General features: G+C 38.5%; 14 protein-coding genes. All 14 read left to right on the top strand.

From position 1 onward, the window contains the following. Positions 1-6 precede the first annotated feature (6 nt). The 14 genes from parC (at position 7) to pepV (ending at position 14,985) form a co-directional block, all read left to right on the top strand. Positions 7-2,421 carry a DNA topoisomerase IV subunit A gene (parC, locus tag OZX60_03980; GenBank protein ID WEV44607.1) on the top strand — a complete coding sequence of 805 codons (2,415 nt, stop codon included), beginning with the start codon at positions 7-9 and terminating at the stop codon, positions 2,419-2,421. Positions 2,422-2,529: 108 nt separating this feature from the next. Then, the gene (locus OZX60_03975; protein WEV44606.1) at positions 2,530-4,263 is read left to right on the top strand and encodes an ABC transporter ATP-binding protein; all 1,734 of its coding nucleotides are present in this window, start codon (positions 2,530-2,532) and stop codon (positions 4,261-4,263) included. Then, complete coding sequence (locus tag OZX60_03970) at positions 4,260-6,008, top strand: ABC transporter ATP-binding protein (protein ID WEV44605.1); 1,749 nt, start codon at positions 4,260-4,262, stop codon at positions 6,006-6,008. The genes OZX60_03975 and OZX60_03970 overlap by 4 nt, the downstream gene beginning before the upstream one ends. Before the next feature lie 101 nt (positions 6,009-6,109). Then, entirely contained in the window at positions 6,110-6,904 is a 795-nt protein-coding gene (locus tag OZX60_03965) for a Cof-type HAD-IIB family hydrolase (protein WEV44604.1), read from the top strand. Positions 6,905-6,962: 58 nt separating this feature from the next. Continuing rightward, the gene (locus tag OZX60_03960; protein WEV44603.1) at positions 6,963-7,637 is read left to right on the top strand and encodes a response regulator transcription factor; all 675 of its coding nucleotides are present in this window, start codon (positions 6,963-6,965) and stop codon (positions 7,635-7,637) included. 172 nt (positions 7,638-7,809) lie between these two features. After that, a complete protein-coding gene (locus OZX60_03955; GenBank protein ID WEV44602.1) occupies positions 7,810-8,235 on the top strand; it encodes a PTS fructose transporter subunit IIA in 426 nt (141 codons plus the stop codon). Between the two features lie 60 nt (positions 8,236-8,295). Beyond that, entirely contained in the window at positions 8,296-8,787 is a 492-nt protein-coding gene (locus OZX60_03950; GenBank protein WEV44601.1) for a PTS sugar transporter subunit IIB, read from the top strand. A gap of 23 nt (positions 8,788-8,810) precedes the next feature. Then, entirely contained in the window at positions 8,811-9,659 is an 849-nt protein-coding gene (locus tag OZX60_03945; GenBank protein ID WEV44600.1) for a PTS sugar transporter subunit IIC, read from the top strand. A gap of 1 nt (position 9,660) precedes the next feature. Next, positions 9,661-10,494, top strand: a complete 834-nt coding sequence (locus OZX60_03940; protein WEV44599.1) for a PTS system mannose/fructose/sorbose family transporter subunit IID — start codon at positions 9,661-9,663, stop codon at positions 10,492-10,494. A 21-nt stretch (positions 10,495-10,515) separates the two neighbouring features. Continuing rightward, a complete protein-coding gene (locus tag OZX60_03935) occupies positions 10,516-10,809 on the top strand; it encodes a DUF202 domain-containing protein (GenBank protein ID WEV44598.1) in 294 nt (97 codons plus the stop codon). Positions 10,810-10,889: 80 nt separating this feature from the next. Continuing rightward, entirely contained in the window at positions 10,890-11,075 is a 186-nt protein-coding gene (locus OZX60_03930) for a MerR family transcriptional regulator (protein ID WEV44597.1), read from the top strand. A gap of 72 nt (positions 11,076-11,147) precedes the next feature. Continuing rightward, complete coding sequence (locus OZX60_03925) at positions 11,148-11,630, top strand: TipAS antibiotic-recognition domain-containing protein (GenBank protein WEV44596.1); 483 nt, start codon at positions 11,148-11,150, stop codon at positions 11,628-11,630. 144 nt (positions 11,631-11,774) lie between these two features. After that, positions 11,775-13,586 carry an excinuclease ABC subunit UvrC gene (uvrC, locus tag OZX60_03920; protein WEV44595.1) on the top strand — a complete coding sequence of 604 codons (1,812 nt, stop codon included), beginning with the start codon at positions 11,775-11,777 and terminating at the stop codon, positions 13,584-13,586. Further along, positions 13,576-14,985: a dipeptidase PepV gene (pepV, locus tag OZX60_03915; protein WEV44594.1), complete on the top strand. Its 1,410-nt coding sequence runs from the start codon at positions 13,576-13,578 to the stop codon at positions 14,983-14,985. The genes uvrC and pepV overlap by 11 nt, the downstream gene beginning before the upstream one ends. Positions 14,986-15,191 lie beyond the last annotated feature (206 nt).

Raw genomic sequence — 15,191 nt, 5'->3', positions numbered from 1 at the left:
GAAAAAATGTCAAATATACAAAATTTATCCCTTGAGGATATTATGGGAGAACGTTTTGGACGTTATTCAAAATATATTATCCAGGAACGGGCCCTTCCTGATATTAGGGACGGCTTGAAACCAGTTCAAAGGCGTATTCTTTATTCGATGAATAAGGATGGTAATACCTTTGATAAGGGTTATAGGAAAAGTGCCAAGTCCGTTGGTAATGTCATGGGTAATTTCCATCCCCACGGAGATAGTTCCATCTATGATGCCATGATTCGAATGAGTCAGGACTGGAAGATGGGTGAGCCCTTGATTGAAATGCACGGTAACAACGGGAGTATGGACGGTGATCCGCCTGCTGCCATGCGTTATACTGAAGCAAGGCTCAGTGAGATTTCAGCCTATCTTTTAAATGACATCGAAAAAAATACAGTTCCCTTTGCTTGGAACTTTGATGATACAGAAAAAGAACCAACTGTTCTTCCAGCCAGCTATCCTAATCTTTTAGTTAACGGATCAACAGGAATTTCAGCTGGTTATGCAACAGAGATTCCGCCCCACAACTTAAATGAGGTGATTGATGCTGCCATCTATATGGTTGATCATCCGGCAGTTCAAGTTGAAAAATTAATGGAGATTATTCCAGGACCTGATTTTCCAACTGGGGCTATTATTCAAGGCAAGGATGAAATAAAAAAAGCCTATGAAAGCGGCCGAGGACGTATTGTCCTAAGAAGCAAGACTGAAATTGAGGATTTAAAGGCCGGTAAAAAACAGATTATCGTCACTGAAATTCCTTATGAGGTCAACAAGGCTAGTTTGGTCAAAAAAATCGATGACATAAGATTAAATCAAAAGGTAGCTGGGATTGCTGAAGTTCGTGACGAATCTGACCGTGATGGACTTAGGATTGCCATTGAACTTAAAAAGGATGCGGATACAAAACTTATTCTGAACTATCTTTACAAGTATACAGACCTTCAGACTAATTATAATTTTAATATGGTAGCAATTGATAACATGGCACCTAGACAGGTGGGAATTGTTGAAATTCTCAAGAGCTATATCAGCCACCGCCGTGAAATTATCCTGGCCCGCAGTCGCTTTGACCTAAAAAAGGCAGAAAAGCGCCTGCATATAGTTGAAGGTCTTATTAAGGTATTAAGTATCCTTGATGAGGTTGTAGCCCTAATCCGGGCCAGTGAGAATAAGGCTGATGCCAAGGAAAATCTGAAGGTATCCTACGGATTTTCTGAAGATCAGGCTGAGGCCATTGTTGTCCTTCAGCTATACCGTCTGACCAATACAGATATTGTGGCCCTTGAACGAGAAGAAGAAGAGCTTAATCAAAAAATTGCTACCTTAAAAGCTATTATTGGAGACGAGAGAACCCTCTTTAATCTGATGAAGCGTGAACTACGTGAGGTCAAAAAGAAATTTTCAAGACCAAGAAGAAGTAGCTTGGTGGACCAGGTTGAAGTGGTTGAGATTAAGGCAGAAAGCTTAATCAGCGAGGAAGAAACCTATGTTTCCATAACTCGTGATGGCTATCTTAAGAGAACAACGCCAAGAAGTTATGCTGCCAGTAAACCTGAAGAGCTTGGTAAAAAAGATGATGACGAGCTTGTACTTTTAGAAAATACCAAGACAACAGCCCATCTTTTAATTTTTACAAACCTTGCCAACCTCATCTATAGGCCAGTTCACGAACTGCCAGATATCAGATGGAAGGATATTGGTGAACATCTTTCTCAAACAATAAGTAATTTTGAAGCTGAAGAAAAGGTAATTCATGCTCAAATTGTTACAGATTTTGAAGCAGAAACCCTCTTTAGTTCTGTTACAAAGGCAGGTCAGATTAAACGTCTGTCCTTAGGGGACCTTAAACCTTGGCGGACTTATAAGTCAAAATCAACCAAGTTTGCCAAACTAAAAACATCAGAGGATCAAGTTATAAAAGTTGAGTCCTGCCAGGAAATTGACGAAATCATGCTTCTTACAAGATTTGGTTATGCCCTTCGTTTTGGTATTTGTGAAGTCCCAGTTATTGGAGCCAAGGCAGCTGGGGTTAAGGCTATTAATCTCAAGGAAGATGATGAACTCGTAGCAGCCTTTCTTATCAGGAGCCAAGAATTTTACCTCCTAACTCAAAGGGGAGCACTTAAGAAAATGAGGCTGGATGACATTCCAGCTACAAGTAGGGCAAAAAGGGGACTTTTAACTCTGCGGGAGCTTAAAAAATCACCTCATTATGTCTTTGGGGCAGGAAATGCTAGTGATTCCACTAGCCTACAGGTAACCTCTTTAATCCTTGAAAAATTTGATATTAATTTGGCAGATCTTGGCCTAAGTGAGAGGACAAGTAATGGATCCTTTATCTTTGATGAAAGTAAAGAAAAGGGTGTCAAAGAAGTAACCGAGAAAAAGATTTAGCCCAGGCTAGGTCTTTTTTCTTTTATTATCTGCCGTTTGGGATAGAAGGCATTAATTAAAAAAATATGATACACTAAACTAGAATAAGAAAAAAAGGAGGCGCATTCATTGAAATTAATGTGGAAGTACACGATAAAGAATAAAAAACTTTTATTTATGAATTTAATTTGTGTACTAGGGTTTATTTTAATCGAACTAGGTTTACCGACAATTTTAGCCTGGATGATTGATAGTGGAATTCCTGGTCAGGACAAGGCCTATATTTATAAGATGGGTTGGTTGATGCTTGGAATTATTGTTGTAGGGGTTAGTTTAAATATTGCTCTTGGTTATGTAACTTCAAGGATTACAGCAAATATAACAGCAGATATTAGGGATGACTTATTTGAAAAAATTCAAAGTTATTCTCATAATGAGTATGAGGCCCTAGGAGTTTCATCGCTTATAACAAGGGTTACAAATGATGCTTATCAGATTATGCTGTTCATGCAAAATGTGCTGCGGATTGGATTTACTGCTCCTCTGATGTTTTCTATTAGTTTATATCTGGTTATGGGTACAAATATGACTCTTGGTTGGTATGTGCTAGGTGCGCTTCCCTTCTTGCTAGTTGGGGTTATCTTGATCGCCCTCTTATCAGAGCCTATTTCTAGTAAGCAGCAGGATAATCTTGATAAAATTAATGGAATTTTAAGGGAAAACCTATCTGGTTTACGGGTAATTAGGGCCTTTGTTAATGAGAAGTTTGAAAACAAGCGTTTTAAAAAGGTAAATGATGCCTACGCAAGTACTTCAACCAAGTTGTTTAGCCTGATGGCAGCTGCCCAGCCGGGATTTTTTGTTCTCTTTAATGTTGTTATGGTGCTGATAATCTGGCAAGGAAGTGTTCAAATAGATAGTGGAAGTTTAAAATTAGGGGATTTAGTTGCCTTTATTGAGTATATCTTCCATGCCCTCTTCTCATTTATGCTTTTTGCAACAGTCTTCATGATGTATCCAAGAGCTTCTGTATCAGCTAACCGGATTCAGGAAGCCTTTGATACCATGCCTTTGGTTGAGATTAAAGAAGACGGAATTAAGGAAACCAAGGAACATGGTCACTTAGTTTTTGAAAATGTAACCTTTGCCTACCCAGGACCTTCTGAAACACCTGTTATCCGTAATGTGAGTTTTGAGGCTAAGGCCGGTGAAACGGTGGCCTTTATAGGAAGTACGGGAAGCGGGAAGTCAACTCTTGTTCAGCTGATTCCAAGATTCTTTGATGTTAGTCAAGGAAGGGTACTAGTTGATGGTGTTGACGTTCGTGACTTTAATCCTCATGCCCTAAGAAGTAGGATTGGATTTATTCCTCAAAAAGCTCTGCTTTTCAAGGGGACAATCGCTGACAACCTTCGCTTTGGTAAGGAGGATGCAAGTCTTGAGGATATGGAGTTCGCCTGTAGGATTGCTCAGGCTTCTGAGTTTATTTCTAAATTACCTGATGGCTTTGACTCTAAAATTTCAGAAGGTGGTTCTAACTTATCTGGTGGACAGCGCCAAAGGCTTGCAATCGCAAGGGCAATTATCAGGAGGCCTGAAATCTTTGTCTTCGATGATAGTTTTTCAGCCCTTGACTATGCAACTGACAAGAAATTAAGATCAAGTCTTAAGGAAGTAACTAAACATTCAGCCCTTTTAATTGTTGCCCAAAGGGTTGGAACCATTATGGACGCCGATAAGATTGTTGTTCTTAATGAAGGAGATGTGGTAGGAATTGGTAATCATAGGGAACTTCTTGAAACTTGTCCAATTTACTATGACATTGCAAGCTCACAACTTTCAGAGGAGGAATTGAAAAAATGAAAACTTTTTCTTCTTTAATGAGAATCTGGCACTATATTAAGCCTTATAAAATCTCGTTTTACCTGGTAATTATCTTTACCATCTTAACTGTTGCCTTTAGTGTTGCAGTTCCTTATGCTGTAGGTCTTCCAACATCAGAGATTGCAAAAAATCTTGCCCAGGGAGAGGCCATTAACTTTGCTTTTATTAAGCAAAGCCTGGTTTGGATACTAATCCTAGGACTTTTATACGGAGCCTTCCAACTTATCGCAGGACTTCTAGTTACTAGAGTTGTTCAAAGTTCAATGAAGGACTTAAGGTCTGATATTGATGAAAAAATTAATCGTCTTCCAGTTTCCTACTTTGATGCTAACCAGCAGGGAGATGTTCTGTCTCGAATGACAAATGATGTAGACGCAGTAAGTAATGCCTTCCAACAAGCCTTTGTTGGTATTATCAATGCTCTTTTAAGTATTGTAATGGCAGTTGCTATGATGTTTTATATCAATAGTGTAATGGCCTTGATTGCAATCATAATGATTCCTTTATCAATTTTGATTTCGAAATTTGTCGTTAAACACTCTCAAAATTACTTCCAAGCCATGCAAAATTCCTTGGGTGAAATGAATGGTTATGTCCAAGAATCAATGACAGGATTTAATGTAATTAAGGTTTTTGGTCAAGAGGAAAGTGCCCTTCAAAACTTCAAGCGGGTAAATGGTCAGCTTAGGGATAATGGATTTAAGGCAGCCTTTATTTCAGGACTTATGATGCCCCTTGTCCAAATGACAGCCTACCTAACTTTTGCAGTGATTGCAGTAGTTGGAAGTATTTATGCTATCAGCGGGGTTATCTTGGTTGGACAATTGCAGGCCTTTATCCAGTATATCTGGCAGGTTAGTCAGCCCATGGGTAATGTTACCCAACTTTCGTCAGTTCTTCAAAGTGCCAGTGCAGCTTCAAGCCGAGTATTTGCCATCTTGGATGAGCCTGAAGAGGTAAAAACAGAAAATCCTGTAATTCCTCCTAAGAAAATCCACGGAGATGTAAGTTTTGAGGATGTATACTTCTCTTATAGTCCAGAAAAACCACTGATTGAAAACTTAAACTTTAAGGTTAAGGCAGGACAAACTGTTGCTATTGTTGGTCCTACTGGGGCCGGTAAGACAACCTTGATAAATCTTCTAATGCGTTTTTATGATGTAACGTCTGGTTCCATCAAAATCGATGGCATTGACACCAAGTCGATGAAAAGAAGTGACGTTCGTTCAATGTTTGGTATGGTTTTACAGGATGCTTGGCTGTATGAGGGAACGATTGCTGATAATATCCGTTTTGGAAAGCTTGATGCGACAGACTATGAGGTTGTTGATGCAGCTAAGACAGCTAATGTTGATCACTTTATTCGTACCATGCCAGAAGGATATGATATGTTAATTAATGCTGAAGGAGATAATATCTCCCAAGGGCAGAAGCAGCTTTTAACCATTGCGCGTGCTGTTATATCAGATCCTGAGATTTTAATTCTTGATGAAGCGACAAGTTCCGTTGATACAAGGCTTGAAAGTTTAATTCAAAAGGCTATGGATAAGGTAATGGAGGGTCGAACTAGCTTTGTAATTGCCCACAGGCTTTCAACAATTAGGGATGCCGATCTAATTCTTGTCATGAAGGACGGATCAATTGTTGAACAGGGAAATCACGAGGAGCTTTTAAAAGAAGGCGGCCTTTATAGTAACCTTTATAATAGTCAGTTTACTGAATAAAAAATAGACCCTCGAGGTCTATTTTTTATTTGGTTAATATTTGTAAACCGTTTACAATTTGTGCTAGAATTAGTTGAAAACAGTGTTTGAAAGGAATGAAAATGAAAAAGAAATTAATATTTAGTGATTTAGATGGTACCTTACTCAATGAAGAAAACACAGTTAGTAAAAAGACAGCCCAAGCTATTAAAAGGGTTATCTTAGATGGTTCAGATTTTATTCCAGTTTCTGCTAGAATGCCTGAGGCCATTGCACCAATTATGGAATCAATTGGGGTTACAACACCTATAATTTCCTACAATGGAGCTTTAATTCAGGACGAAAATGGGGAGATAGTTTTCTCTAAGACCATGGATTCGGAAGAAGCAGCTGGAATCTGTGACTTTGTGGCTAGGAATTTAGTTGGCGTGGTTTGGAATGCTTATAGTTATTCTACTTGGTTGGTTCAAAATAAGGAAGACTACTGGATTAAAAAGGAAGAAGTATCTGTCTCTCTTTCAGCTAAAGAAGGAGATATTAGAAGTGTTGCAGAGCTTCCTTCTGTTCATAAGATTCTTTTGATGGGTGAACCTAAGGTCATGGACGAGATTTTACCTACTTTGAGGGAACAATTTCCTGAGCTTCTTATCTATCCATCTGCTCCTTATTTAATTGAGGTCATGGGGGGAACTACTTCTAAAGGGGGAGCTGTAAAATACTATTCTGACTACAAGGATGTTGACCTTAAAGATACAATCGCCTTTGGTGACAACTTTAATGATTTAGACATGCTAAGAGTAGTTGGTCAGGGATTTGTTATGGCTAATGCTCCTGAAGAGATTAAAGAAGAAATCGGCAATATAACAGCAGATAATAATCACGACGGAATTGCACAAGTTTTAGATCGTTTATTTTAGGGAGGACGCTTGTTAAAATTAGTTAATTCTAACTTTTGCGGGTAGGAGAATAGGAAAAATGATAAAGGTACTAATTGCTAATGATCAAAGACTGGTTAGGGAGTCTTTGGAACTTGTTTTATCCTCTTACAAGGATTTGAAAATGCTTGGTAGTGCAGGTGACGAGCAGGAATTATTAGAGAGAATCAGATTTGAATTGCCAGATGTTATCCTGATGGATATTAATCTATCAAGGTCTGGTGGGGATTTATGCATTAAGACTGTTAAGGAATTTTACCCTCAGATTAAGATTGTAATTTTAACAGCTTCTGATGATGATGCATCAATTTTCAATGCCCTTAAGTGCGGGGCGTCTGGCTACTTACTAACCAAAGGAACTTCAATGGATGACCTTCATTCTGCCCTAGTGGATGTAAATCAGGGTATGTCTCCCTTAAATCCTTATATTGCATCGAGGGTTTTCAAGCTTTTTTATAAGATGGCCCAATCAGATGTAGTAGTTGAAGCCGATAAATCAGCCATAGATCAGATTACTGACGGAGAGTGGTTGATTATCGAACATGTTGGTTTGGGGCTTTCAAACAGGGAGATTGCCGGGAAATTATTTTTATCTGAAGGGACAATTAGAAATTATTTATCATCAGTTTTAGCCAAGCTTAATTTAAGGGATAGAACCCAGTTGGCTATCTGGGCTGTTCAAAGCGGAGTTACCCTTAAGGTTTCAGGGGCTTAAAAATAAGCAAATTAAAAAGAGATTTCGGTCTCTTTTTTTTGTTTTCAGAATAAACTATAAATGTGACAAATGTAACTAATTTTAGATAAAAAATTAACCAAAATAATGACAAAGGAAAATATGAAAGCGCATTATCTTTTGCTAAACTTAATTCATTGGAGGAGGAAATATTATGAAATATTTACTACTGGTAAGCCACGGTGGCCTAGCAGAAGGGGTTAAATCATCCCTTAAAATGTTTACTGATGGTGACTTGGATCACGTTATCGCCCTAGGTTTGAAGGACAAGGAATCGGTTTCTGATTTTTCAAATAGGGTACGAAGAGAGTTGGCAGGGCTTGATGAACATGAATTAATTGTTTTAGCAGATATTATTGGAGGTAGCCCCCTAACTAGTCTAATGGATCTTCTTTCAGAAACAAAGGACCTTGAGGACATGGTTGTCCTTGGTGGGATGAACTTAACCATGGCTCTGACTGCCTTTGTCATGAAAGACATACTTGAAGCAGATGAACTTAGGGAGACAGTCCTTAAAGAAGCGGGGGACGCCTTAAAGGAATTTGTGATTTCATCTGATGAAGATGACGATGAAATTTAAGTAATTTAGGCAATCATTTCCAATTATTAAAAAATTAAACTTAAAAAGGAGAAAAGGAAGATGACAGTTACATTTTTACGTATCGATGACCGGATGATTCACGGACAAACAGTTACCAGATGGGCCAAGGAGTTTCCCTGTGATGGTCTGATAGCAGTAAATGATGCTGCGGCAGCTAATAAGGTTTTAACTCAAGCCTACAAGGGAGCATCTGATAAAAAAACTTTTGTCTGGTCAGTGGAGGATTTTGGTAAAAAATCACAAAAAGTTTTAGATTCTGATACCAGATATTTCGTAATTACTAAAAATCCCCTGGATATGAAAAAAATTCTTGTGGATCAAGGGTTCAAGCCAGGAGTTAAAGAGGTTATCGTAGGTCCTTGTAATGACAGACCTGGTGCTATCAAACTAGGAAACAACCAATCAATTACCCAAGAGGAAGCAGCAGCCTTTGAAGCCATTGAAGGAGCAGGTTACAGGGTTAAATTCCAACTTCTACCGGATGTATCAATTGGTTACTGGTCAGACTTTAAATCAAAATTTGGTTACTAATATTAGATAGTAGGAGATAAAAGATGACAATTACATGGATTCAAGCAGCTTTACTAGGACTTTTTGCCTGTCTGTCGTCAATGCCAGGGCTTGCTGGTACAACTGTAGGGAACTATACCTTAGGGCGTCCCTTGGTTGGTGGACTTGTTTGTGGACTTATTTTAGGAGATTTAGAGACAGGTATTATCTGCGGGGTTGCCATGCAGCTGGTTTACATTGCCTTAGTTACACCGGGTGGGACAGTTTCTGCCGATTTAAGGGCCGTGTCATACATTGGTATCCCTCTTGCAATGGTTGCCATTCACTCGCAGGGTCTATCAGTTGAATCAGCAGATGCAGCCAACCTAGCTAAGTCAATGGGAACTCTAGTTGGAACAGTTGGAACAGTTCTTTTTTACGGAACAGCAACTTTAAACCTTGCCTGGCAACATATTGGGTGGAAAGCGATCGAAGAAGGTAAATTCCATAAACTCTATAAGGTTGACTGGCTTTACCCTTGGATCTCTCACTTCGTATTCTCATTCCTACCAACTCTTATCATGTGTAAACTTGGAGCAGATGCGGTAACTGCCATGAAAGATGCCCTTCCAATGGACGGAATCCCAATGAAAACCTTATTTACTGTAGGTTCCCTTCTTCCATGTGTGGGTATTGCTATTTTACTTAAGCAGATTGTTGAAAAGATGATGGACTTTGTTCCTTTCTTTGTAGGATTCACTCTTGCAGCATCTCTTGGTTTAAACCTTGTATCATGTGCGGTAATTTCTCTTATTTTTGCCCTAATTTTCTATGAAATTGAAATGGTAAAAAATATGAAACGAGCAGTAAGTACAAGTGAATATGATTCTGATGACGAAGAGGAGGATATCTAAGATGGCTCAAAAAAAATTAACGAAAAAAACATTAGCAGAGTCTTTCCACCACTGGTATTATGGTAATTTGACTTGTTTCTCTCAGGAGCACATGCAAACTTTTGGTTACTTAACCTCAATGCTTCCTGTTATTGAAGAGCTTTACGACAATGAAGAAGACAAGGCTCGCTCTGTTAAAACCTATACGGCCTTCTTTAATACAGAACCTCAGTTGGGTACCTTGATTGTAGGGATTACAGCAGGTCTTGAGGAGGCCCGTGCCAACGGAGCAACAGAGGTTGACGATGAAACAATTAACGGTCTTCGTGCAGGTCTAATGGGTCCCGTAGCAGGAATCGGAGACTCACTGATTGTTGGGACACTTATTCCAGTAATTTTAGGGATTGCCTTGGGTCTTTCGACCGGTGGATCACCAATTGGGGCTATTTTCTACATCATTGTTTGGAACCTACTGGCTTACTTTGGAATGCGCTTTGCCTACTTCAAAGGTTATGAACTTGGAGACAAGGCTGTTGAATTCCTTGTTGGTCCTCAAGGTCAAGCAATTAGAAAGGCCGTAACAATTGTTGGGGGGATGGTTGTTGGGGGAGTTGCTGCTACTTGGGTATCAGTTAAAACTTCCTTCCAACTAGGAGACAGCGATAATCCTTACCTGGTTTTACAAGATAAACTGGATTCAGTTTACCCTGGCCTTCTAACTGCCCTCTTCATTGTTGCATGCTGGTGGTTGATGGCTAAGAAAAACCTTTCACCAATCAAAGTCATGCTCCTTTTAGTGGTAGTTGCCTTTCTCGGTGTAATTGCAGGATTCTTCAATCCAGGCCTATCTTACTAAGATTAGATAGAGGTTTTAAAAGTGAACCAAGATGAATTAATTTCTGGTTACCAGAATGAAATAAATTATCAGAAACATATGATGAATAATCTAGGGAGATGGTTCTCCCTCCTCTTTGTTCTTGCAAGTATTGGACTTCTTCTGATTTATTTCTTTAGACAATCAAACATCTTTCTTTTCCTTATGGGTTGCATTCTAGCTATTATTGGCATCCTTGGCATGCTTCTCTTTGGCTACGGAATCTTTAAGGGTCGTAAAAATTTAAATCTTTTGATTGATGATTTTCAGGAAAAGATTACCACAAATAAAGGTTGATTAAGTTCAACCTTTATTGTTGACATTGACACTAGGTCAGGGTTTATACTTGCCATATAGAAAGCAAGAGGACAAATTTTATGAATATTAAAGAAATTTCTAAGATAACCCAGGTCAGCGAGCGTGGTTTGCGTTATTATGAAAAATTGGGCCTTTTAAATCCCAAGCGAAACGAAAAAAATGGCTACAGGGAATACGGCAAAAGTGACATTGACCAAATTTATCAAATAGCCCTTTACCGGGCCATGCACTTTTCCCTAGCTTAAATTAAGGGTTTAATTGGCGAAAAGAAAGTTTATGACCGCAGGGAAATTTTTTTAGAACAATATGAAGCACTTTTGAGAAAAAGGCAGGAGCTAGATCAGGTTCTTGCTAGCTTAAAAGAGAAGATAACAGGAGATACAATTATGAAAGAAGAAAATTTTGAACTAGTAAATAAATTAATCAGAGAAAATGAAGACCTTTATGGTCAAGAAATCAGAGCTACTTATGGGGATGAATTAGTAGATAGGGTGAATAATTATTTAAAAGAATCTTTGGACCTTACCCATGCAAGAGAAATTGAAGAAAAACTAGTCCGACAACTAGAAAATTTGATTCTTGCTTCTGAGTCGGACCAGCAAGCCCAACGAATAGAAGAGGAAGTTTTTAAGCTCCACAAGGAGTGGTTGACTCTTTTTTATCCCGCCTATGATAGCAAGTATCACCTGGCTATGGCTGATATGTATGAAAAGGATGAGCGTTTCCTTAAATATTATAATGATTTAGTGGAAGGTGGTAGTAAATATCTAATTAGTGCCATAAGAGCTCATGCCAAATAAAGGTTGATTAAGTTCAACCTTTTTATTATTTTATGAGAGAGCAATTTGTGGTAGAATAGACTGTATAACCTCAGGGTTATGGCTGTATTGGCTGATAGACGTATTAAAGAAATCAATGGTATTTAACCTCAGAGGTGGACTTTTATGAATTCAACTATAAAGGCAAAACTTGAATTATTACCTAATAGTCCGGGATGTTATATCCACAAGGACAAACATGGGCAGATAATTTATGTCGGTAAGGCAAAAAATTTAAGAAACCGTGTTCGTTCTTATTTTAGGGGAAGTCATGATACCAAAACTGAACGTCTGGTTTCTGAAATTGTAGATTTTGAGTTTATTGTAACTGAAAGTAATATTGAAGCCCTTCTTTTGGAAATCAATTTGATTCAGGAAAATAAACCTAAATACAATATAATGCTTAAGGATGACAAAAGTTATCCCTTTATCAAAATTACTAATGAAAAGTTCCCAAGACTTTTAATTACCAGGCAGGTTAAAAAGGACAATGCCAAATACTTTGGCCCCTATCCAGATGTCAAGGCAGCTAATGAAATAAAAGGACTGTTAGATAGGATTTTTCCTTTAAGAAAATGTAATACTTTACCCAATAAGGTATGTCTTTACTATCATATTAATCAGTGCCTTGCCCCCTGTGTTTTTGACATTGATCCTAATGCCTATAAGGATATGTCAGAGGAGATTAGCCAGTTCTTAAAAGGAGACGACGACAAAATAGTCGACGAGCTTCAAGAGAAGATGAATACCTTTGCTAGTCGGATGGAATTTGAGAAGGCTGCTGAATATAGGGATTTAATCAAATCAATTGGTGTTTTGAGAACCAAACAAAGGGTGATCAATCATGATCTCAAGGACCGGGATGTTTTTGGTTACGCTGTTTTAAATGGTTGGATGTGTGTCCAAGTATTTTTTATCAGGCAGGGTAAACTTATTGAGCGAAATGTAAATCTGTTTCCCTACTATAATGATCCTGACGAAGACTTTTTGACCTATATCGGTCAGTTTTATCAGGAGGAGGAGCATTTTGTACCCAAGGAAATTTTCATCCCGCATGATATTGACTTAGAAAGTGTTAAAGTTCTGACGCAAACTTCAGTAGTTCAACCTCAAAGGGGAGAAAAGAAGCGGCTGGTTAGTCTGGCCATTAAGAATGCTGAGGTAAGCCTCAAGCAAAAATTTGACCTTTTGGAAAGGCATGTTGAAAAAACGCAGGGTGCTATTGAAAATTTAGGAAATCTTTTGGAGATTCCGACACCTGTGCGAATTGAAGCCTTTGACAACTCAAATATTATGGGGACTAGTCCTGTTTCTGCTATGGTTGTTTTTGAAAACGGAAAGCCCAATAAAAAGGAGTACCGCAAGTATAAGATTAAGACGGTAACAGGTCCTGATGATTATGCCAGTATGAGGGAAGTTATTGAACGGCGTTATTCAAGGGTTATTAGAGAAAATCTTCCCTTGCCAGATCTTATTGTAATGGACGGGGGAGAAGGCCAGGTTAATGCGGCTAGAAGTATCCTCTATGATAAACTAGGGCTTGATATTCCAATTGCAGGCCTTGCTAAAAATGACCGCCACCAAACCCATGATATTTTATTTGGTGACCCTTTAGAGGTCATTCCCCTTAGCCGTAAAAGTGAGGAATTCTTTTTACTGCAAAGAATCCAGGACGAGGTCCACCGTTTTGCTATAACTTTTCACCGGGAGCTTCGTAGCAAGAATAGTTTTGCTTCAAAACTTGACGGTATAGCAGGTCTTGGACCCAAAAGGAAAAAACTTTTACTTAAAGAATTTAAAAGTATAAAAAACATACAAAGTGCTAGTGTTTATGAAATCCATGATATAGGAATTCCCATGAAAGTGGCTGAAGAAATATCTCATGTTTTAAATAATAAAAAAACTAATGACAAAAAGGAGACAAAAGATGACAATTAACTTCAATGAAGAAATTGCAAAACGTAAAGATGATATGCTTGAAGACTTATTTACACTTCTACGCATCAACTCTGAACGTGATGATTCAAAAGCAACTAAAGAGGCACCATTTGGACCTGGTCCAGTTGAGGCTCTAGATAAAATGCTTGAAATTGCTGAACGCGACGGTTTTGCTACTAAAAATGTGGACAACTACGCAGGTCACTTTGAATATGGTGACGGTGAAGAAGTTCTAGGAATCTTCGCTCACATGGACGTGGTTCCTGCTGGATTTGGTTGGGATTCAAACCCATACGAGCCAGAAATTCGCGATGGTAAAATCTATGCGCGTGGATCAAGTGATGATAAGGGTCCTACAGTAGCTTGTTACTATGCCCTTAAAACAATCAAAGAACTTGGTCTTCCTGTATCTAAAAAAGTTCGTTTCGTAATCGGAACTGACGAAGAATCAGGATGGGGCGACATGGATTACTACTTTGAACACGTTGGTGTGCCAAAACCTGACTTTGGATTCTCTCCAGATGCTGAGTTCCCAATCATCAATGGTGAAAAAGGAAACATCACTGAGTACCTACACTTCAACAACAGCCAAGGTGGAACATTCACACTTCATAGCTTCAAGGGTGGACTTCGTGAAAACATGGTTCCAGAAAGCGCAACTGCAGTCTTCTCAGGTGATACTTCCCTTGACAAACTAACAGCTGACTTCGACGCTTTTAAAGCAGCTAAGAAGGTAACTGGTGAAATCACTAATCTTGGCAACAATGAATACCAAATCACTGTTACAGGTAAATCAGCCCACGGTGCAAGCCCTCAAACTGGAGTAAATGGTGCAACTTACCTTGCTCACTTCCTAATGGATCTTGACTTTGGTGGAGCTGCAAAAGCTTATTTAGTTACAGCTGGTCAAATTCTTTTTGAAGATCACGCTGGTGAAAAACTTGGAGTTGCCCACACTGATGAGAAAATGGGTGCTCTTTCAATGAATGCTGGTGTCTTCAAGTTTGACGAAAACTCAGATGACAACACAATTGCTTTAAACTTCCGTTACCCTAAAGGAACTGATGAAGATACAATCAAGGCTGAACTTGAGAAGATTGAAGGAGTTGCAAGTGTAACTAAGGCTAGCCACGGACATCTACCTCACTATGTTCCTATGGATGATCCACTAGTTAAGACTCTTCTTGATGTCTACGAAAAACACACTGGTGAAAAAGGATACGAGCAAATCATCGGTGGTGGAACATTCGGTCGTCTTTTAGACCGCGGAGTTGCCTTCGGAGCACAATTCCCAGGCTATACTGACACAATGCACCAAGCCAACGAATTCATGCCAGTTGACTATGTTGAACGTGCCGCAGCTATTTATGCTGAAGCAATTTATGAATTAATTAAATAAGAATGAAGAAGAGAGCGTAAGCTCTCTTTTTTATTTTGTTTGGATATACGTAAAGATAATGATAGTTAAAATTAGAAATTATATTTTAAAGATCAGTGGTTTTTGTGGTATAACGAAAAAATTAATCAATAATTTATTAATTGGTATACCAATTATGTAGATATAATTAAATCACAAAAATTATATATTATAAAAAATAAATTATA

It is taken from the genome of Streptococcaceae bacterium ESL0687 (assembly GCA_029392475.1).
GTDB lineage: Bacteria > Bacillota > Bacilli > Lactobacillales > Streptococcaceae > Floricoccus.
Note: the sequence above shows the minus strand (reverse complement) of the source record. Positions and strands in the feature narration are given on the sequence as shown.